General features: G+C 67.5%; 18 protein-coding genes. 7 read left to right on the top strand and 11 right to left on the bottom strand.

Annotated elements, in window-relative coordinates; all coding sequences use genetic code 11:
• Window positions 1-112 precede the first annotated feature (112 nt).
• Entirely contained in the window at window positions 113-1,984 is a 1,872-nt protein-coding gene (glmS, locus tag ACFFIO_RS02510) for a glutamine--fructose-6-phosphate transaminase (isomerizing) (protein ID WP_378040041.1), read from the bottom strand.
• Window positions 1,985-2,077: 93 nt separating this feature from the next.
• Between glmS and ACFFIO_RS02515 the strand changes: the two genes are divergently transcribed.
• Window positions 2,078-3,343, top strand: coding sequence for a zinc-dependent alcohol dehydrogenase (locus tag ACFFIO_RS02515; protein WP_378040042.1), 1,266 nt, complete (start codon window positions 2,078-2,080; stop codon window positions 3,341-3,343).
• Window positions 3,343-4,395 carry an NAD-dependent epimerase/dehydratase family protein gene (locus ACFFIO_RS02520; RefSeq protein WP_378040043.1) on the top strand — a complete coding sequence of 351 codons (1,053 nt, stop codon included), beginning with the start codon at window positions 3,343-3,345 and terminating at the stop codon, window positions 4,393-4,395. The genes ACFFIO_RS02515 and ACFFIO_RS02520 overlap by 1 nt, the downstream gene beginning before the upstream one ends.
• A 20-nt stretch (window positions 4,396-4,415) precedes the next feature.
• Here ACFFIO_RS02520 and ACFFIO_RS02525 read toward each other — a convergent pair whose 3' ends face one another.
• Together ACFFIO_RS02525 and ACFFIO_RS02530 are read right to left on the bottom strand one after the other, a co-directional pair.
• Complete coding sequence (locus ACFFIO_RS02525; protein ID WP_378040044.1) at window positions 4,416-4,898, bottom strand: hypothetical protein; 483 nt, start codon at window positions 4,896-4,898, stop codon at window positions 4,416-4,418.
• Window positions 4,895-7,372, bottom strand: a complete 2,478-nt coding sequence (locus ACFFIO_RS02530; protein ID WP_378040045.1) for a molybdopterin oxidoreductase family protein — start codon at window positions 7,370-7,372, stop codon at window positions 4,895-4,897. The genes ACFFIO_RS02525 and ACFFIO_RS02530 overlap by 4 nt, the downstream gene beginning before the upstream one ends.
• Window positions 7,373-7,504: 132 nt before the next feature.
• Here ACFFIO_RS02530 and ACFFIO_RS02535 point away from each other — a divergent pair, with 132 nt between their 5' ends.
• Window positions 7,505-7,798: a cupin domain-containing protein gene (locus tag ACFFIO_RS02535; RefSeq protein WP_378040046.1), complete on the top strand. Its 294-nt coding sequence runs from the start codon at window positions 7,505-7,507 to the stop codon at window positions 7,796-7,798.
• A gap of 151 nt (window positions 7,799-7,949) precedes the next feature.
• On the opposite strand, the gene ACFFIO_RS02540 is transcribed toward ACFFIO_RS02535, so the two are convergent.
• From ACFFIO_RS02540 to ACFFIO_RS02550, 3 genes are all read right to left on the bottom strand, one after another.
• The gene (locus ACFFIO_RS02540; RefSeq protein WP_378040047.1) at window positions 7,950-8,480 is read right to left on the bottom strand and encodes a hypothetical protein; all 531 of its coding nucleotides are present in this window, start codon (window positions 8,478-8,480) and stop codon (window positions 7,950-7,952) included.
• A gap of 193 nt (window positions 8,481-8,673) precedes the next feature.
• On the bottom strand, window positions 8,674-12,462 hold the full coding sequence (locus ACFFIO_RS02545; protein WP_378040048.1) for a choice-of-anchor G family protein: 3,789 nt from the start codon (window positions 12,460-12,462) through the stop codon (window positions 8,674-8,676).
• A gap of 347 nt (window positions 12,463-12,809) precedes the next feature.
• Window positions 12,810-13,631, bottom strand: a complete 822-nt coding sequence (locus ACFFIO_RS02550) for an SGNH/GDSL hydrolase family protein (protein WP_378040049.1) — start codon at window positions 13,629-13,631, stop codon at window positions 12,810-12,812.
• Between the two features lie 187 nt (window positions 13,632-13,818).
• Here ACFFIO_RS02550 and coaA point away from each other — a divergent pair, with 187 nt between their 5' ends.
• The 4 genes from coaA to mscL all read left to right on the top strand — a co-directional run bounded on the left by coaA (window position 13,819) and on the right by mscL (window position 16,930).
• Window positions 13,819-14,862, top strand: coding sequence for a type I pantothenate kinase (gene coaA / locus ACFFIO_RS02555; protein ID WP_378040050.1), 1,044 nt, complete (start codon window positions 13,819-13,821; stop codon window positions 14,860-14,862).
• Window positions 14,863-14,864: 2 nt separating this feature from the next.
• The gene (locus ACFFIO_RS02560; RefSeq protein WP_378040051.1) at window positions 14,865-15,695 is read left to right on the top strand and encodes a M15 family metallopeptidase; all 831 of its coding nucleotides are present in this window, start codon (window positions 14,865-14,867) and stop codon (window positions 15,693-15,695) included.
• A gap of 153 nt (window positions 15,696-15,848) precedes the next feature.
• Complete coding sequence (locus ACFFIO_RS02565; protein WP_378040052.1) at window positions 15,849-16,403, top strand: AMIN-like domain-containing (lipo)protein; 555 nt, start codon at window positions 15,849-15,851, stop codon at window positions 16,401-16,403.
• A gap of 101 nt (window positions 16,404-16,504) precedes the next feature.
• Entirely contained in the window at window positions 16,505-16,930 is a 426-nt protein-coding gene (gene mscL / locus ACFFIO_RS02570) for a large conductance mechanosensitive channel protein MscL (protein WP_378040053.1), read from the top strand.
• A gap of 48 nt (window positions 16,931-16,978) precedes the next feature.
• Here the strand turns inward: mscL and ACFFIO_RS02575 are convergent, their stop codons facing one another.
• The 5 genes from ACFFIO_RS02575 to ACFFIO_RS02595 all read right to left on the bottom strand — a co-directional run bounded on the left by ACFFIO_RS02575 (window position 16,979) and on the right by ACFFIO_RS02595 (window position 20,574).
• On the bottom strand, window positions 16,979-17,749 hold the full coding sequence (locus ACFFIO_RS02575) for a helix-turn-helix domain-containing protein (RefSeq protein WP_378040054.1): 771 nt from the start codon (window positions 17,747-17,749) through the stop codon (window positions 16,979-16,981).
• A gap of 35 nt (window positions 17,750-17,784) precedes the next feature.
• The gene (locus tag ACFFIO_RS02580; protein WP_378040055.1) at window positions 17,785-19,332 is read right to left on the bottom strand and encodes an alpha/beta hydrolase; all 1,548 of its coding nucleotides are present in this window, start codon (window positions 19,330-19,332) and stop codon (window positions 17,785-17,787) included.
• 171 nt (window positions 19,333-19,503) lie between these two features.
• Window positions 19,504-19,788: a hypothetical protein gene (locus tag ACFFIO_RS02585; protein WP_378040056.1), complete on the bottom strand. Its 285-nt coding sequence runs from the start codon at window positions 19,786-19,788 to the stop codon at window positions 19,504-19,506.
• Between the two features lie 269 nt (window positions 19,789-20,057).
• A complete protein-coding gene (locus ACFFIO_RS02590; protein WP_378040057.1) occupies window positions 20,058-20,252 on the bottom strand; it encodes a hypothetical protein in 195 nt (64 codons plus the stop codon).
• 79 nt (window positions 20,253-20,331) lie between these two features.
• The gene (locus ACFFIO_RS02595; protein ID WP_378040058.1) at window positions 20,332-20,574 is read right to left on the bottom strand and encodes a hypothetical protein; all 243 of its coding nucleotides are present in this window, start codon (window positions 20,572-20,574) and stop codon (window positions 20,332-20,334) included.

The following is a 20,574-nucleotide window of genomic DNA, read 5'->3' on the forward strand; positions in this document are numbered from 1 at the left end:
CGAACTATGGCGCTTGCTGGAAGTGATTCAATTCCGGGTTCACCGATGTGGAAGTTACACCTTTCTGAACAGCAGGTAAAAACTCCTTGTCAGAACCGTTCTGTGTTTCGTCTCACTCCACCGTCACGGACTTAGCCAGGTTACGCGGCTGGTCCACGTCATAGCCCTTGGCCGTGGCCAGCTCGCAGGCGAAGATCTGCAGCGGGACAGTGGTCAACAGCGGCATGAGCATGGGTTGGGTCTCCGGGACGTAGAAGACTCGCTCCGCGTAGTCCCTGACAGTCTCATCGCCAGCTTCGGCCACCACGATGGTCTTAGCGCCGCGGGCGCGGACCTCCTGGATGTTGGAGACCACCTTCGCGTGGAGGGAGTGGCGATCCATCGGTGAGGGCACCACCACGAAGACCGGCTGGCCCTCATCGATGAGTGCAATCGGGCCGTGCTTGAGCTCGCCAGCAGCGAAGCCCTCAGCATGGATGTAGGCCAACTCCTTGAGCTTCAGGGCTCCCTCAAGGGCCACCGGGTAACCGACGTTGCGGCCCAGGAACAGCACAGAGGAAGCCTCAGACATGGAACGGGCGAGTTCCTTGATGCTGTCCGCGTTGTCCAGGATCTGCTGGACCTTGGCCGGGATGTCGGCGAGGTCGGACAGGATGTCCTTGATCTCTTCGCGGTAGAGCTTCTTGGTCAGCTGGGCCAGATAGAGGCCCAGCAGGTAGGCCGCGGTGATCTGGGCCAGGAACGCCTTGGTGGAGGCCACGGCGATCTCAGGGCCGGCGTGGGTGTAGAGCACGGCATCTGATTCACGCGGGATCGTGGAGCCGTTGGTGTTGCAGATGGACACGGTGCGGGCGCCCTGCTCCTTGGCATAGCGCACGGCCATCAGGGTGTCCATGGTCTCGCCGGACTGGGAGATGGAGACGATCAGGGTGTTCGCGTCGATGATCGGATCGCGATACCGGAACTCATGGGAAAGCTCCACCTCCACCGGAATGCGGCACCAGCGCTCGATGGCGTACTTGGCGACCATTCCGGCGTAGGAGGAGGTGCCGCAGGCTAGGACGATGATCTTCCGGATGGACTTGAGCTCGTCCTCGTCGATCCGCAGTTCGTCGAGGATCAGGTTTCCGTCAACGTCGCTGCGGCCCAGCAGGGTGTCTGCCACGGCAGCCGGCTGGTCGTGGATTTCCTTCTCCATGAAGGAGGCGAAGCCACCCTTCTCGGCAGCGGAGGCGTCCCAATCGACGGTGAATTCCTTGCCCTGGGCAGGGCTACCGAAGAAGTCGGTGATCTCGACGGAGTCGGCGGTGATGGTGACCACCTGATCCTGTTCGAGTTCCACCGCGCGGCGGGTGAAGTCGATGAAGCCGGAGACGTCCGAACCGAGGAAGTTTTCTCCCTCCCCCAGGCCGACGACCAGCGGGGAATTCTTGCGGGAGGCCACGACGCGGTCGGGATGATCGGCGTGGACGGCCAACAGGGTGAACGCACCTTCGAGGCGCTGGCTGACCAACTGCATGGACTTCGTCAGGTCCTGTTCGCCCTCGTGGCGGTAGATGTGGCCGAGCAGAGCTGCGGCCACCTCGGTATCGGTCTCCGAACGGAAGGCGACCCCGTCGGCCAGCAGTTCCTTCTTCAGCTCGGCGAAGTTCTCGATGATGCCGTTGTGGATGACGGACAGCTGGTCGCCGTCGGTCAGATGAGGGTGGGCGTTCAGGTCAGTCGGCCCGCCGTGGGTGGCCCACCGGGTGTGACCGATACCCACGGACGCCACCGGCACCGGACTGGATTCGAGTTCCGCCGTGAGGTTGGCCAGCTTGCCAGCCTTCTTGCGGTGCTCCACAGCACCGTCAGCCACCACGGCAATGCCGGCGGAATCATATCCACGGTATTCAAGGCGCTTGAGGCCTTCCATGAGCACGTCCAGGGACGAGTGCTGATCCAACAAAGAGGGCTGGCCAATGTAGCCGACGATTCCACACATGGGCACTAGGTTATCCCGCCGGGAGCCCCGCACCGTGCACCGACCACGCCCGAGGGGTTCACACACGCTCCCACCACCCATAGCGTGACAATCATGAAGGCACTCACTTGGCAAGGTAAGCGACACGTCAGCATCGAGAACGTCCCGGATCCGGTCATCGAGGCGCCCACGGACGCGATCATCAAGATCACCTCCACCGCCATCTGCGGCTCGGACCTGCACCTCTATGAGGTCCTCGGCCCGTTCATGGACAAGGACGATGTGATCGGCCACGAGCCCATGGGCATCGTCGAGGAGGTCGGCTCGGGAGTGACCAACCTCTCCCCCGGCGACCGCGTGGTCATCCCCTTCACCATCTCGTGCGGACACTGCTGGATGTGCGAGCGCGGGCTGCAGTCCCAGTGCGAGACTAACCAGGTCCGCGAGCAAGGCTCCGGCACCACTCTGTTCGGCTACTCCCGGCTCTACGGCTCCGTGCCCGGCGGCCAGGCGGAGTACCTGCGCGTCCCGAACGCTGACTACGGCCCCATCAAGGTCCCGCACACCGGCCAGGACGAGCAGTGGCTCTACCTCTCGGACATCCTTCCCACCGCCTGGCAGGCGGTGCAGTACGCGCATGTCCCCGAGGGCGGCACCCTGGCGGTTCTGGGACTGGGACCGGTCGGCCAGTTCACCGCCCGCATCGGTAAGCACCTGGGCTACCGGGTCATCGCTGTGGATCCGGTGGCCGAACGCCGGGGCATGGCCGAACGCCACGGGATCGAGACCATCGACCAGGACAAGCACGTGGGCGCCCGGCTGCGGCTCGCCACGGACGGGCGCGGCCCGGACGCGGTGGTGGACGCCGTCGGGATGGAGGCACACGGTTCCCCGGTCGCCGGCTTCGCGCACCAGGCCGTCGGCATGCTGCCGGACGCTATCGGCCGGCTGGCCATGAAGACCGCCGGCACGGATCGCCTCAACGCCCTCCAAACCGCTATCGATGCCGTGCGGCGCGGCGGCACCATCTCCCTGTCCGGCGTCTACGGCGGCATGGCCGACCCGATGCCCATGCTGACCCTGTTCGACAAGCAGATTGCTCTCACCATGGGCCAGTGCAACGTGAAGCACTGGATCGACGACCTGATGCCCCTGGTGGACGATCCCTCCGACCCGCTCGGCGTTTTGGACCTGGCCACTCACCAGGTGCCGCTGGACCGCGCCCCGGAGATGTACGAGACGTTCCAGAAGAAGCAGGACGGCTGCATCAAGGTGGTCCTCAAGCCCGAGCTCAGCACCAACGCAACAGGTGGCACGGAGGGCGAGACCACCAGGTTCCCTGCGGACGTCGGATCCCACGAAGCGGACGGAGGACGCTGATGCGCGTCGTGGTCCTCGGTGCCACCGGCAACGCGGGCACCGCTCTGCTGCACCGGCTCCAGGCCGCCAAATCCGCTGGCGAGGTGGACTCCATCGTCGGCGTCTCCCGGCGCGGCCCGGACCGTGCTGGTCCGCCCTTCGACGGCGTGGAATGGCTCAAGATCGATGTCACGGATCCCGACGCCGGCCCGCGGCTTGAGACGGCGATGCGCGGCGCGGACGCGGTCGTCGACCTGGTTTGGGTGATCCGGCCCAATCGAGACCGGGAGTTCCTGCGGGCCGTCAATGTGGAGGGCAATCGGACAGTGTTCCAGGCGGTCGCCCACGCCGGGGTCCCGCACCTGGTTTACGCCTCCTCGATCGGCGCCTATGGCAAGGGCTCCAAGACCGTCCCCGTGGACGAGTCCCACCCGACCACCGGGACCCCCACCTCCCACTACGGCGCTCAGAAGGCCGAAGTGGAGGACCTGCTGGATGCCTTTGAGCGCGAGAATCCCGGCGTGCTGGTCACGCGCCTGCGGCCCGGGCTGATCTTCGGGGCGGTGCCCGCACCCGAGATCAAGGACTACTTCATCGGCGACCTGGTCCCGGCCCGTCTGCTGACGTGGCTGCTGGCGGTGGGACGGCTGCCGGTGCTGCCGTTCCCGGCGGGCATCCGGTTCCAGGCCGTCGCCGCTTCGGACATCGCCGAGGCGTATTGGCAGGTGGTCCGGCAACGGGTCGGCGGCGCCTTCAACGTGGCCGCCGAGCCCGTACTGGATGCCCAGACGATGGGCCAGCTACTCGGCTCACGCCGGTACCTGGAGTTGCCCGTCTCCGTGTTCAAGGCGCTGGCCGCCGCCACCTACGCCGCCCGGCTGCAGCCGACCGACCCCGGCTGGGTGGACATGGCCGAAACCGTCCCGATCATGGACACCACGAAGCTACGGGAGACGACCGGCTGGAGCGAGACGATCAGCTCTCAGCAGGCCCTCCGAGCGTTGCTAGATGGCTTCGACGGTGCCGAGGGCCTCGGCAACGCGGGACACCGCTCGCACTCGCCGCTGGAATAGCCACCGGAATAACCACCCGGTCAACTGACCAAGATCTGCGTCGAGTTCTCCTTGATGGCCGCGTTGGCCCACTTCATCTGCCGCAGGGTGTCCGGGTGGCAGCGCTGGACCACGGCCAGCAGGTCCAGGTGCTGGATGCCTTGGGCCGCCTGCGCGAGCATCTCCCAGTCAGCGGAGACGCCGCAGGCCTTGGTGTAGATCTCCCGCAGATCGTGCAGCAGGGCCAGCTCTGGGAAGCCCTTGCGTCCCAGCATCTCGCTGCCGCGTTCGCGCAGCCGCCGGGCCGTGCCGAGTTCCGACTTCGGCTCAGGGTCCAACTTCTGGCCGTAGTCGCCGGCGATCTCGGCGATCTCCCGGACGTGCTGCCGGGACCATTCGGCCAGGTCCTGGCCCAGGTGGTAGATCGAGTGGTCGACCTTGTGGCGTTCGGAGGCATGCAGCAACTCCTGGGCCAGGTCGTTCTCCGAATGGTGCAGTTCGTGCAGGACAAGTCCGAGCTTCATCGTGGTCCCCTCTCGGTGCCGAGTCCGCCGCCCACGAGCACCTCTTCGTCGGCCTGCGCGGTGTGGTCCCCCTCCGTGCGGAACCCGACGTCGCCCACCGGGGCGGACGCCGTCGTCGTGGGTGCGGGAGCCGGGCCCTGGCCGGCTGACACGCGGCGGATCTGGGCGGCCGCCGTCTTGAAGATGGGTTGCTTGGACGCCGGATCCCAGTCGGTGATGGTCAGCTCGTTGGCGGCCCGGCCGCCGTCGCCGGGGCCATAGCCGCCACCGACGTCCCAATAGCCGTAGTGGAAGGGCAGGAAGAGGACGCCGGGCCGGATGCCGGTGATCCTCGCCTGCGCCTTCACGCTGCCCCGGGGCGTGGTGACCTCGGTGAGGTCTCCCTCGCCGATCCCCCACGCGGCGGCGTCCCGCGTGCAGAGTTCCACCCAGACCTCCGGGGCGGCCCGCTGCAGCTGCGGGGCGCGGGCCGTCTTGGTGCGGGTGTGGAAATGGTAGAGCGTCCTGCCGGTGATGAGCTGGAAGGGAAAATCCTCACTGGTGACCTCATGCGGGGGCAGGTACGCCGCGGCCTTGATGACGGCCTTGGACTCCGGATTCAGTGATCTGTATTCATCCGGCTCCAGTGGGGCGCCGGTGACCAGGTCCTTGCCGTAGCTCTCGCAGTACGCCGCGTCGCTCCAGAAGGAACCGCCCTCGTAGAGCCGTTCCGTGCCCTCGGGATGGTCCTCGTTGCAGGGCCACTGGATGCCCGACGCCCCGCGGAGCTTGTCATAGCTCAGGCCCGTGTAGTCGCAGGGCCGTCCCCGCGTGCACTCCTTCCAGGCATCGAACGCGGACTCCGGATCGTGCCACGTCACCAGGGGCTCGCCGTCCTTGTCCCGCAGATCCAGGCGGCGTGCGTAGTCCAGGAAGATGTCCAGGTCCGGCTTCGCCTCGCCCGGCGGGTCCACGGCCTTCTCGGACAGGTGCACCGTGCGGTCCACATTCGTGAACGTCCCGGTCTTCTCACCCCACGTGGCGGCCGGAAGCACGACGTCGGCCAGCTGGGCCGTCTCCGTCAGGTACAGGTCCTGCACCACCAGGAAGAGCCGGTCCTGCTCGAAGATCGCGCGGATGCGCGCGAGCTCCGGCAAGGACACGGCCGGGTTGGTGCCGCTCACCCACATCAGGCGGATGGAGCCGTCCTCCGCGTAGCGCATCATCTGCATCACGTGGGTGGGCGGCCCGTAGTGCGGGATGCGGGACGGCTCCACGTTCCAGACCCGGGCCAGGTCTGCCACGTGCTCATCATTGGACCAGTTGCGGAAGCCCGGCAGGTCCCCGTCGCCGCCGCACTCGCGGGTGTTCTGGGCCGTCGGCTGCCCGTTCATCTGCAGGATCCCACAGCCGGGGCGGCCCAGCATGCCGCGGATCAGGTGCACGTTGTTGACCTGCACGGACGCCGCCGTGGCCTGGTGGGACTGGTAGAAGCCCTGCAGCACGGTGGAGAGCAGCCGCTCGGCACCGCCGATGATGCGTGCGGCCTCGCGGATCTGCTCGGCCGGGACGTCGCAGATCTGGGCCACGTGCTCCGGGGTGTACTCGCGGACCCGCTGCTCGAGCTCGGCGTAGCCCACCGTGTGGGCGCTGATGTAGTCCCGGTCGATCTGCTCGCGGGCGATGATCTCATGCAGCAGCCCGTTCATCAGGGCCACGTTGGTGCCCGGCCGCGGGGCCAGGTGCACGGCGGCGTGGCGGGCGACCTCCGTGGGCCGCGGGTCCACGCAGATCAGCTGCGGCGGGTTCGGGCCGCAGAGGCGGTCCAGGATCCGCATCCACAGCACGGACTGTGTCTCCGCCATGTTGTGCCCGTAGAGGGCGATGACGTCCGCGTGGTCGATGTCCGTGTAGCTGCCCGGTTGCCCGTCGCAGGCGAAGGACTCCTTGAGGGCGGCAGCCGCCGTGGCGGTGCAGAGCCGGGTGTTCCCGTCCACGTGGTTGGTGCCCAGCCCGCCGTGGGCGATCAGTCCGAGGGTGTAGTACTCCTCGGCGAACAGCTGGCCGGTGGTGTAGAAGCCGAGGGCGCTGGCCCCCTGTTCGTCCAGCAGTTCCCGGGTGCGGGCCACGATCCGGTCCATGGCGGTGTCCCAGTCCGTCTCCACCAGTTCGCCATCCACTCGCACCAGCGGCCTGGTCAGCCGGTCCGGGGAGGCGTTGGCCTGCCAGCCGTAGAGGTCCTTCACGCCCAGCCGGCCGTGGTTGACCCGGTCCCCCGCCCGGCCGCGGACCCCAGCGATCCGCCCGTCCTTCACCGCGATGTCCAGGGCGTCCCCGTTGGAGTGCAGGATCGAGGCGGTCTGGACCCACCGGTCCACGGCGTCCGGGTCCAGCCCCTCCTCCAGGTGGGTGTCCACCCGCACCGGCCAGGACTCTCCGGCGGAGTAGGGGGTGCGGGTGCCCCAAGGCTCGGCGATCCGGTCTGTAGTAGTCACCCACCCATTGCTACGCCCGTCTCACGGAGGGCACAAGGGTGCCTCGCCCCCATCGCAGCTGCGGAGTCATTGCCTGCACCAGGTGCCGGGCGTACGGTTCTGCCACCACGTCAGAACCCCACGGGGAGAGCCATGAGTCAGAATCCCACCGAGACCGACGGTGACCTCTACGCCATCATCTTCGAGAACGAGAGAGTGCGGGTCCTCGAGTACCGGGACACCCCGGGAACCCGGACCCACGAACACCACCACGGGGACAGCCTGATGGTCACGCTGAGCGACTTCCAACGGGAGATCACCGTGGCCGGAACCACCCGTCCGGTGGAGCTCGCGGCGCACCAGGTGCAGTGGCTGCCAGCCCAGAACCACGTGGGCCACAATGTGGGGACCACGGACACGCACGTGCTGTTCGTCGAGCTGAAGTAGCCGCTCCCCGCGCGGTATCTGGCGTCACGCACCAGGGTCGGCCCCCTCCCCCATCACGGCCGCGATAACTGCCGATTCGCCCGGCGCGTTTCGACGTGAACTGGTGCCGTGATGCCGAGCGTGATGCCCAGGTCGGTCGGCGGCCCCTCGCTCAGTGGGCGACGAAGCGGGTATCCATCGTGTCGTCGCTGATGCGGCGGACCCTGGCCTGCTGGTCCTGCGCCTGCTGGTAGAGGTCCTTCATCCGCTGGCCGTCCAGGCCGGCCTCGGGAAAGCGCTCCGCCAGCTTGGCCAGCACGGCGTACATGCCGGCCTTGCCCTGCAAGGCGCTCTGCAGGATGTCCATCTCCACCTGCGTCATGCCCTCGGACTTCGACCGGGTGATGTTCACGGGATTCAGCCGGCCGGCCGCTCCAGCGACCACGCCCAGGGCATTCTCCACGATCGACTGCCGCAGCCCGAGCCGATCGATCAGCTGCTCGAGTTCCTCCTTCTCCTCAGTGACCTCCCCAGACAGATCACGGAACTCCTGCTCGTATTCGGTGCCGTCCCACGTGTCCGCGGCGGCCTGGAACAGGCGGATGCCGCTCTTGGCACCCAGCAGGTGGTGATTGAGGTAGTCCTGCAACTCGTGCTGGTTGATCTGGTTGAGCTGATGGGGATCATTGTGGGGAGTGTCCATGGTCCCTGCCTACGCGTCCTGGAGCCTCAGGGCAAGGGTGGCCGGGCGTGGGAGGTGTTGCCGGCGTGACTGTTCGGGCGGACCGTGCCTGCTGCGAAACGGCCAGGAGCGGCGGGATTGCTCCCGCCGCTCCTGGCTTCTGTGGTGTCGGCTTACCGGCTGACCGTTGTACGGGCTCGCCGGCTGGCCGGTGTCAGCTGGTGCGCCGCATCGTGCGCTCCATCAGCATCAGGCCGCCGCCGAGCAGCAGCAGCAGGAGGCCACCGCCGATCAGCCAGCCGTGGTCCGCACCGGTGCGGGCCAGCTGATCACCGTCGGGACGGTCCGAGGTGCCGTTCCAGTTGTTGTTCCCGGAGTTGTTGTTCCCGGGATTGGTGTTGCCGTTGTCGTTCCCCGGATCGTTCGGGGAACCGCCCGGGGTGTCACCGAAGTCACCGTCGGGGTCGTCATCCCCCTGGACGGCTTCCCGCACCTCGAGCCGGACGACCTCCGAGTCCTCGCCGGTCACGGCCTCGACCTCGTAAGCGCCGGGTTCGGTGCCCTCGGGAACCGTGATCGTGGTGGTGAAGTCACCGTTCTCGTCCGTGGTCACCGTGGTCTCGGTGCCGGGGGCCGGGTTGCCCTCGGGGTCCAGGAGCTGGACCTCGACCTCGGTGTTCGGCGGGTAGCCGGAACCCTCCACGATGACCTCGTCGCCGGGGGCTGCGGTTCCGGGATCCACGGACAACTCGGGCGTCGTGCCGGCGTCCGGCGCTTCCACCTCGAGCGGGGCGGTCTCGGTCTCGTCACCGGCCTCGGCGACCACGTCGTAGTCACCGGGCTCGGTGCCCTCAGGGACCGTGATCGTGGTCTCGAAGTCACCGTTCTCATCCGTGGTCACCGTGGTCTCGGTGCCAGGCACCGGGTTGCCCTCGGGGTCCAGGAGCTGGACCTCGACCTCGGTGTTCGGAGGGAAGCCAGAGCCGTCGACCGTCACCTCATCACCCGGAGCAACAGTGCCGGGCGAAACCGACAGGTCCACAGGACCGGCCTGGTCAGCATCCTCAACCGTCAGCGGCGCCGTCTCCTGCATTCCGCCAGAGATCGCTTCGGCGTCGTAGTCGCCCGGCTCGGTACCCTCGGGAACCGTGATCGTGGTGGTGAAGTCACCATTCTCATCCGTGGTCACCGCGCTCTCGGTGCCCGGGACGGGATTGCCCTCGGGGTCCAGGAGCTGGACCTCGACCTCGGCATTCGGCGGGTAACCGCTACCGTCCACCGTCACGTCCTCGCCCGGAGCAACAGTGCCGGGTGAGACGGAAAGCTCGGCCGGGCCGGCCTCCGCCGCATCCTGCACCTCGAGCGGGGCAGTCTCGGTCACATCACCGGCCTCGGCGACCACGTCGTAGTCGCCCGGCTCAGTGCCCTCGGGAACCGTGATCGTAGTCTCGAAGTCACCATTCTCATCCGTGGTCACCGCGCTCTCGGTGCCCGGGACGGGATTGCCCTCGGGGTCCAGGAGCTGGACCTCGACCTCGGCATTCGGCGGGTAACCGGAGCCATCGACCGTGACGTCCTCACCCGGAGCAACAGTGCCAGGCGAGACGGACAAGTCCGCAGGACCCACTTCGTCTGCCGACTCGACAGTCAGCGGTGCAGTCTCAGCAACATCACCCGAGACACCCTCAACCTCGAAGGCACCCGGCTCGGTCCCCTCAGGCACCGTGATCGTGGTGGTGAAGTCACCATTCTCGTCCGAGGTCACCGTCGTCGCGGTACCCGGAACCGGCGCACCGGCCGGATCCAGAAGCTGCACATCCACCTCGGCGCTCGGCGGGTAACCGGAGCCATCGACGGTGACGTCCTCACCCGGAGCAACAGTCCCCGGCGAGACGGACAAGTCCGCAGGACCGGCCTCGACCGCATCCTCAACCGTCAACGGCGCAGTCTCAGCAACATCACCCGAGACACCCTCAACCTCGAAGGCACCCGGCTCGGTCCCCTGAGGCACCGTGATCGTGGTCGTGAAATCACCATTCTCGTCCGAGGCCCCCGTGGTCGCGGTACCCGGAACCGGCTCACCGGCCGGATCCAGAAGCTGCACATCCACCTCGGCGCTCGGCGGATAACCGGAGCCATCCACCGTCACCTCGTCACCGGGAACAACGGTTCCCGGCGAGACGGACAAGTCCGCAGGACCCACTTCGTCTGCCGACTCGACAGTCAGCGGTGCCGTCCCAGCAACATCACCCGAGACACCCTCAACCTCGAAGGCGCCGGGCTCGGTCCCCTCCGGCACCGTGATCGTAGTCGTGAAATCACCATTCTCATCCGAGGTCACCGTGGTCGCGGTACCCGGAACCGGCTCACCGGCCAGATCCAGAAGCTGCACATCCACCTCGGCGTTCGGCGGGTAGTCACTGCCGTTCACGGTGGCCTCGTCACCGGGGGCCACCATCTCGGGCGTCACGGTGAGCTCCGGGGCGATCTGCGCCGCACGCACGGTGGAGGAGGCCAGGTTGAGATCCACGGCCTGGGCGCCAGGCAGCAGTTCCAGGCTCACGGCGTTGACGGTCGTCGACTCGGCGCCCCGCAGGCCCGGCTCGCGCTGCTCATTGATGGTGAGGTCCACGATCTCGTCGAGCACCTCGGTCAGGACCGGGTCCACGGTCTCCAGTACCGGATCCACGAGACCGGTCACGGCGCCGGACACCTCGCCGGCGCCCGCCGTCAGGATCGGACCGAGCCCCGCAGCCAGCGGTGCCAGCAGCGCATCGTCCAGGAAGTCGACCACCGGGTCCAGGACGGTGTCGAGCGGAAGCCCAAGCAGATCCAGGTCCAGGGTGATGTCCGGCTGGCCCTCGGTGGTGCCAGCCAACTGGCCGAGGGTGCCGTTGACCAGGACCTGTCCGTCAGCGGCGTCCACGACGCCCCCGAGCAGGGTCAGCTCGACGGGCAGGGCGATGTCCACCTCGGTGGCGTTGAGCACCTCCGTCACCGTCTCGTTGACGGTCTCGTCTACGGATCCGAGGGCCTCGGCCACCGCGTCGGTGATCAGGCCGATGGCGTCCGCGGTCAGGACCTGCGTGTTCGGGGCCAGGCCGTTGAGGCCGCCGTCGGTCCCGCCGGCCAGCTGCGCCACATCGACCTGGATGGTCCCGTCCGCCAGGTTGACGGACACCAGCCCGTTGGCGTCCTGCAACGGCTCGGCCAGCAGGGTGGCGGAGGCCTCGGCCAGGGCCGCGTCCAGGCCGTTGACGCCGGCCGTCCCGCCGGAGAGGTCGAGGCTGGCCACCAGCGGGATGTTGATCTCGGTGGCGAGTCCCTCGACGGTGCTGCCGATCAGGCCCTCGGAACCCACCAGGTCGTCGGCGATCCCGCCGGCCCCGGTGACGGTTGTCTGGAGGTCTGCCGAGAGGGCACCCACCAGCGGGCTGTCGATGACCAGGTTGCCGTCTGTCACCACATAGTCGGTGGTGGCCGCCCCTGGCGCTGTCTGGGTGGCGGTGGAGGCCACGGCGCCCAGTTCGAGGCTGATCTCCTGGACGATCTGGTCGGTCAGCCCGGCCACCTGGAGCTGGTCCAGCAGGTCCGTCAGGTTCACGGTGGTGTTGGCCGCGGGGCCGGCGGCGTTCGCCGCATCCAGATTGACGGCGCCGTTCTCACCGATCACGCCGGAGCTGGCCGTGGAAGAGGAAGCGGAGGGGGACGACGAGTAGGAGTTGAGCAACCCCAGGTCCCCGATCTCGAGCAGGCCGGCGCTGCCCGCGGTGCCGACCACCGGAAGCTGGAGCGCGCCGAGATCGAGCTGGAGTGCCCCCAGCAGCGAGGCGTCCACGGTGCCGGTGTTCGGTCCCGGGTCGCTGGGGTTGCCGCTCTCCGAGTGGCCGACGGCGGCCAGCTCGGAGGTGAACAGCGAGGAGTCGATGACCCGTGCCCTCGCCTCGGAATCGTCCGTGGGGGCCGCGTGGACCGCTCCCACAGGGGCTGCGATGACCGCCATGGTCACGACCCCGGCTGCTAATCCCGTCAGTCTTTTGCGCTTTCGACGGGCCATGTGCTGCGCCATAGATTTCCCACTCCCAAAGGTGCAATAGATGATTGCCCCGGCGGGGAGTGGTGCAGTTCAGGCGGTGTGAAGAACCGTTCCGTCTGGCGTGCGTCATGCCCATCCCCCCGGACGGTGGCATATTCGCATCCTAACCAGACAACATTGGTTACCTGCTGGTAACTTCCAACTGACGTGGGAAAAACCTCGTTCAAATATCCCAGAAATCCCCTGGAATCAAGGCCCCGAAATGACCATCAGATGAAGTTCACCCGCTGTTTGCCCCTGAAGGCGGGCGGGGTTCAGGCCGCGAAGAACTCCGTGACGGTGTCCGCCCACAGCTGGTGGCCGTCCTCGTTCGGGTTGACCTCGTCCGCCAGCAGGGACTCCCAGTCGCCGGAGTCCTCGAAGGCGCCCTCGATGTTGATCACCGGCAGCTCACGCTCCTCGGCAGCGGTGCGCATGGCATCCCGGTTCGTGTCCGCGTAGCCCATCCACGTGGGCTGTGCCGGGTTCTGGGCGGTGAGGACCACGGGAGCGGCGCCCTCGGCACCGGCGTCCAGGGTGTTGAGCAGGTCCTCCAGCGAGGAGGCCACGAACTCCGGGTCACCCCAGTGCCCATAGTTCAGGATCGTCAGGTCGGCCTCGGGTTCGATCATGCCGTCCAGCTCCAGCGGGAAGCCGGGGGTGCCCTCGGCAGCGGAGCCGTTCCAGATGGTGATGGCCCGATCACCCCCGCCGTAGGTACGGGGCTCCAGGTACCAGGTGCCTTCTTCGGGGTTCCAGGTATGGACCGTCACGGCGGCGTCCCCGCCGAGCTCCTCGGCCCAGCGGTACACCCATTCGCTGCTGGTGTTGGACGTGGAGTCCCCGAGCACGTTGATGACGGAGTCGTCGCCCCGGTTGACGACGGCCTGGGCGGCTGTGGTGACGGCGTCTACCGGGTCCTCAGGGGCCTCCTCGGACGCCTCCGTGGCGGACGGGCTGGCCGAGGGTGTGGGTTCGGCGGAGGGTGAAGTCTCCTGCGCCGGAGCGGGCGCATTGCCGCCGCGGGCGGCTTCGGCATCGGTCCGGTAGGCCTGTTGCTGGGTGAAGAGGACCACCAGCAAGGCCACGATAGCCATCACCAGGAGTATCAGTGCCGCCCATTGAAGCTTCGACGTTCCGACCAATTTATCTCTCACGAGGAGTGATACTACCGGCAGACAAAAGGCATTCGATGAGCCGGCTTTGACGAGTCCGCCGCGGAAGGTCAAGTCACCGAAGAGTCCGCCGTCACAGTGAGGGCCCGGATGGATGGATAATGGATGGGTGAATCCACCCGACGCCGCCGGCTCCGGACTCCCGCAGGCCACGCCTGTCACTCCGCCCGGCCCCGCCAGTTGGGCAGGCTCCCCACCGGAGCCCGCCGACTCCGAGAACCACTACTCCCCCTTCATCGAGCTGGAGCGGGACACCTGGGCTCGGCTGGCCAATGAGATGGAACAGCCCTTCGACCAGTCGGACATCGACCGGCTGCGCGGCATCGGCGAGCACCTCTCCCTGCGTGAGGTCGCCGAGGTCTACCTGCCGCTCTCCCGGCTGCTGAGCATCCAGGTTGATGCGGCCGCCCATCTGCGGCGGGCCTCCAACGAGTTCCTCGGTGAATCCACCCGGCGCACACCCTTCGTGATCGGCGTGGCCGGTTCCGTCGCCGTCGGGAAATCCACCACGGCCCGCGTGCTCCAGGAGATGCTGCGCCGCTGGCCCAACACCCCCCGGGTGGAGCTGCTCACCACGGACGGCTTCCTCTACCCCAACGCCGAGCTGGAACGCCGCGGTCTCATGCAGCGCAAGGGATTCCCGGAGTCCTATGACCGACGCCGGCTGATGCGCTTCGTGGCGGACATCAAGTCGGGCGCCCCGGAGGTCCGGGCCCCCATGTACTCCCACCTCACCTATGACATCCTTCCGCACGAGGAAGTGGTGGTGCACCGCCCGGACGTGCTCATCATCGAGGGGCTCAACGTTCTCGCCCCGCCCCGGGTCCGCTCGGACGGCACCGCGGGCCTGAGCGTCTCCGACTTCTTCGACTACTCCATCTACGTGGACGCCAAGACCCCCGCCATCCGGCAGTGGTACACCGAACGGTTCATGCGCCTGCGCTCCGGGGCCTTCGCGGACCCCAAGAGCTACTTCCACCGCTACGCCACCCTGTCCGACGCCGAGGCGATCGCCACCTCCTCCGACATCTGGGACCGCATCAACGGGCCCAACCTCACCCAGAACGTGCTGCCCACCCGCGGCCGCGCCAAGCTCGTGATGACGAAGGACGTGGGCCACGCCGTCACCCGCGTGCTGCTCCGGAAGGTCTGAACGTGCGCGGCGCCCGCTCTCTCCTGACTCTCGGTGTCCTGGCTCTGCTGCTGACCGGTTGTTCCACAACGGACGAACCGCCGACCGGATCCGCCACGGACAGTGCCACGGCCCATCCGTCAGTGTCCGCGTCGATCTCCGCCTCGCCGCCCATCATGTCCAGCCCCGTCACGCCGTCCGCCTCGCCGGAGACTCCCACAGCCAGCGCCGTGCCCGACGAGTCGACGATGGATCATGGGTCCCCCGACTCGATCCACGTGATGGTCAACAAGCTCAACCCCCTGGACCCGGCCGACTACGCACCGGAGGATCTGCACGTTCCGGATGTGCCGGCGTCGAAGGCTTCGATGGAACTCCGGGACGAGGCGGCGGGCGCGGCCGAGGATCTGTTCGCTGCGGCGGCCGACGAGGGCGTGGACCTGACCCTGGTCAGCGCCTACCGCTCTTACGGCTACCAGCAGGGCACCTACGGCGGCTGGGTGGAACGGTACGGGCAGGCCGAGGCGGACCGGATCTCCGCGCGCCCCGGCTTCTCTGAACACCAGACCGGCCTGGCGATGGACGTCGGTGCCGCGGACGGCGCCTGCACGCTCGAGCAGTGCTTCGGGGACACCCCGGAAGGCGCCTGGGTGGCGGAGCACGCCGCCGAGCACGGGTGGATCATCCGCTACCCGGACGGCGCCGAGGACGTGACCGGCTACTCCCCCGAGCCGTGGCACCTGCGGTACGTGGGCACCGAGGCCGCAGCCGGCGTCGTGCGTTCTGGTGGGGTGCTGGAGACCGCCTGGGGCTTCGACCCGGCCCCGGACTACGGACCCGATTCCGCCCCTTGACCGAACCGTAGCCAACGGCCGTCCAGCGGGCGGATTTGGGCGCCGAATCGCAATGCATCGGGAGCCTGGCCGGGCTGTCCCTCCACCGCCGCCCGGCGCACAATTCTTCCACTTGGCGCCGCAGCTGTGGTGCCCCGGGAAGAAGGCACGGCCATGAAGAAACCACTTGCAACCCTCGGGACCTTCGTCCTCGCCGTGGGACTCGCCACGGGCATGAGTGCGGCCGTCCCGCCCCCGGCCGCCGCGGCCCCATACTGCGGCATCACGTGGGGCTCCACCACCGATGCCGCCGGGACGCATAGTGGTGCGCAGATCACGGGTGTGCGTACCGCCAGGCACACCTGCTACGACCGGATGGTGATCGACCTCAGGTATAAGGTCAAGGGCTATGACGTCCGCTACGCCTCGGTCCACCGGGAGGGCTCGGGCCAGTATGTCCCGCTCGCCGGCGCCGCGGATCTGAGGATCATCGTCAAATCCCCCGCCTACAACACTTCGGGCCGGCCCACCTACGCTCCTGCCAGTTGGGCCAACGCAAAGAACGTCAGCGGGTACAGCACCTTCCGCCAGGTGGCCTATGCCGGCAGCTTCGAGGGCCAGACCACCTTCGGGCTCGGCGTCCGGGCACGGTTGCCCTTCCGGGCCTTCATCCTCGACGGTCCGGGCACCGGATCACGCCTCGTCGTTGACGTGGCGCACCGGTGGTGATGCCTCTGACCAGCACGTCTCTGTGACGGGAGGATCAGTGTCCCCGGCGTGTCACCCCGGATGTGGTGGCCGCCGGGACCCGGTCGGTCTACGTTGAGGCCATGCTCCAGGGATTCAAAGACTTCATCATGAAGGGCAACGTCGTCGATCTCGCCGTTGCCGTCGTTATCGGTTCCGCCTTCGGCGCCGTCGTCACTGCCATGGTCGATTCCGTGCTGATGCCGTTCATCTCCGGCGTGGTGGGATCACCGGACTTCGACTCGTTCGCCGTGGTCACCCTCAACGGCAATGACATCCGGTTCGGGGTGCTGCTAACCGCCGTCGTCAACTTCCTGCTCATCGCCGCCGCCGTCTACTTCGTCATCGTGATGCCCATGAACAAGATGATCGAGATGCGCAACCGCAAGCTCGGCATCGACCCGGACGCCGTGGAGATCTCCGACGACGTCGTCCTCCTCACCGAGATCCGCGATCTCCTGGCCGCGAACCGTAGCGGTGGCTCCGTGCCGCCGCGGACGGAGAACTGACCCACGGCCTGACTCCCCGCCCGCCCCACGCCCGACCCGCCGCCGGTCTCACCGACCAGGCTGCGGGTCGGCGTCGTTCTGGGCCTTCTCGGCCTTCTCGGCCTTCTCGGCCTTCTCGGCGCTGACAAGGATAAGGACGCGGCGGAGCACATCCCGCTGCGCCGGGGTGTAGAGCTCGGCCATCGCCTCCCCGATGGCGCGGTCCGTGACGGACTGACCCCGGGACAGGTGGGGCCGGGGGTCGGTCAGCCACGGATAGTCGGTCAGATGCGTGGCCAGCACGGGGGCCAGACGTTCGGCCAGGCCCTGACGGCAGGCCTCATCAGCGTCCTCGGGCAGCTCAGCGAACTCCCGGGCCATGGCTCGGGATTCCCTGTCCGTGTCCCGGGCGATCATGCGCTGCACGTCTGCCATCGCCTGCTCGTCGTACAGCTGCCCGTAGATCGACACGATGGACCGGTCCGCCTCGGACATCAGGGGCGCCACCGCCTCGAAGCCCGCCGGGACGCCGGGCGGCGCACGGTGTTCCAGGATCGCGGCCACCTCCGCCCGGGCCCCTTGCAGGCGCTGGATGGTCTCCTGCAGCTCGGCGTCCAGCATCCGCAACGCCTCCAGCGCCTCGTCACCCTCCGCATCCACGGCCCCGATCCGGGACAGGGGCACCCCCAGGTCCCGCAGGCGGCGGATCCGCAGCAGGCGCACCAGGTGACGGGCCCGGTACTGCTTGTAGCCGTTGGACTTGCGCTCGGGCTCCTCCAGCAGTCCGGAGCGGTGGTAGAAACGCACGGCGTTGACCGTGGTCCCCGCCAATTCCGCCACTTCCCGCGTGCTCCACACACCGCTCACCCCCGAGGTCACAGGGTACAGCTCGCTCCCTCCTCCGGTGTCTTCAACTCGATCAGGTAGTCCGCCGCGACCTGGTTCACACAGTCACTGAGGCCTGCGGCGACGATCGTGTGCCCCTGCCCCTCCACCGTCAGCAGGGAGCTGCCGAGCGATGCGGCCATGGCCTCCGAGCCCTCATACGGGGTGGTCGGATCCTGGGTGAGGGCCACCACCAGGGTCTCCGGCAGGCCCTCGATGTCCTCAGCATGGGGAAAGCCGAGCGTGGGCTCCGCCGGCCAGTGCTCGCAGCCATCGCGGGCGCCGTCGCTGACGTCCACCCCGGGGTCCATGAACGGAGCCTGCTCGTAGGTCTGCTGCCGCAGCTCGGCTCCCTCCTCCGGGCTCAGACGATCCTCGTCCAGGCAGTTGATGGCGTGGTTCGCCTCATTCTGGTTGGGCCAGCCGCCCTCCGGATCGCGCAGACTGAACGCGTAGCTCAACTGCAGCAGGGTGTCCCCGCGGCCCTGCTCGACCTCCCGGATCCCGGTGATGATGTCCTCCCAGTTCTGTGGCGCGTACAGCCCGGAGATCACCCCGCCGACCGCGCCGTCGAACGTCAGCTCGACGCCCTGTGCGGGCACCGGATTCTCCCGCAACGGTTGCACGATCTCCTGGAACCTCTCGGTGGCCTGGGCGGGATCGTCACCCAGGGGGCAATCGGGCTCTGACGCGCAGGCCTTTGCCAGTTCGTTGAAGGCGGCCTGGAAGCCGGCGTAGGCCTTGACCCGCCGCTCGAGGGTACCCTGCGAGGGGTCCGCGGCACTGTCCAGGATCATGGCCCGGACCCGCTCGGGGAACTGTTCGGCATAGACGGCCCCGAGACGGGTGCCGTAGCTCTGGCCGAGGTAGGTGAGCTTCTCCTGGCCCAGGACCTCTCGCAGCACGTCCATGTCCCGAGCGGTGTCCCGGGTGCCCACATGGGCGAGGGCCTCCATGCCCCCGGAGCCCTCGGCGCACCGTTCCGTCAGCGCCCGGGTGTCCTCCTCCGTGAACTGCACCGTGGTGCCCTGGGAACCCAGCGCGACCTCCCCGGAGTCCGCCTCGGCATCCGAATAGCAGTCGATCGCCGGGGTGGTGGCGCCGACGCCGCGCGGATCGAAGCCGACCACGTCAAACTTCTCGGTGACGGGACTCTCCGCCATCCCTGCGGCCGTGTTGACCGCGCCCATCAACCCGGACCCGCCCGGGCCGCCCGGGTTGATGACCAGCGGGCCCTGGGACTCGCCCCGGGCCGGGACTCTCAGCACGGCCACGGAGGCCTCCTCACCCTCCGGGTCCTCGTAGTCCAGCGGGACCGCCATCCGCGCGCACTCGGTGCCCTCCACCAGCTCGTAGACCTTCTGCTCGGTGGAGGTGGTCGCATAGTCCTCGCACGCCTCCCACGCCAGATCCTGGCCGTAGAACTGCGCGAGTCCAGCCGTCGAGGAGTCTGTGGGTGACGACTCTCCCGTGGGCTGCGGTTCACCTCCCGGGGCGCAGGCCGCCAACGGGCCGGCGAGGGCCAGGACCGCGAGCATCGCGCCGACGGCGAGCGGCCGGCGTCGTGATGATGGCCGGGCTGAAGGCCGTGCTGAAGGATGACGTGACGGTGGAGGCATCTGGCTGCGCATGGGCTGTTCCTCAGTGTTGACGATGGGCTATACCGTCAGGTCACACTGTGTTCCTAGAACAGGGTCAAGGCTTGGGCGCTACAGGGCTTGAAGCCTGTCCACTCTCGATTCGGGTTCGCTGCCCTGGCCGCGCCAAGTGACGTCGTAACCCAAGCCACGCAGTACTTCGACTGCCGATTCCGGATCGTCCCGGACGGCACTTTTTGTCTGTGTCTGCCGCCAGACCAAACGTCCACGCTTCAACGCCTCTCGAGCATTTTGGTCGTTGTCGATCCCAAACTCGTCGATCAGCATTTCAAGGACATCTTCGAGCGCAGGTCGGAACCGGTGGCCGCCCATGGGGAAGTGAAGTTCCTGCATCATGGGGACGTCTTCGGATTCTGCTCGACGGCGACCCCTCCGGGTGCCGCTACCAGCCTTGGTCATGACGTATGTCAGAGCATCCCGGTGAGCGTGGATTTGAAGGTGCAACGGTCAGAACAATGCCGAGCGCTGGACTCTGGGTGACGGAGACCTTCGAGCTTTCCGCGATAGCCGTGGCTGAAAATGGCGCACACTGTGGAACGACAGCCTGAACTGTCCTCGTCAGATCCTCGGCGAACACCGTCGACAACTCTTGGAGTGTCGGCGAATCACTCACTCAGCAAGTACTCCAGCTCGCGCATGCGATCATACTTGGCCAATCCGGTTGCATCGAGACCGTAATGGTGCGCCTGGGTTTCGAAATGCTCTACGCTGCCGTACGCCGATGCGATCTCCGCGCACAAAGCGCCAAGACGCTCGCGGGCCTCTTCAACAGTCAGAATTTCTGCGACAACTGCAACCATGGTCACTACCTCTCTCTCCGCTAGCTTATGACCAGAGACCCCAGACTACGAGAGGCCAAGGACACTCTAAGAAGCATCTTCACGGTCCGATGCACGGGGCCCAGGAGTTCGGCGGATGCTCACAGGTCGGCAGGCTGATGGCGAAACAGACCAGTGCCACCAGCACCACGGTGGCCGCCGCGCACAGAAGGAAGACCGTCCACTTGCCGACCGGGGACACTTCTCCGGCGGGGTCCGTCTCAGCCGGATCGATCTCGGTCAGTTCCGGCTCGGCCGGGACCGGCTCAGCCGGATCCTCCTCAGCCGGGCGTTCCTCGCTCAC

This window comes from Citricoccus parietis, assembly GCF_042433045.1.
Taxonomy (GTDB): domain Bacteria; phylum Actinomycetota; class Actinomycetes; order Actinomycetales; family Micrococcaceae; genus Citricoccus; species Citricoccus parietis.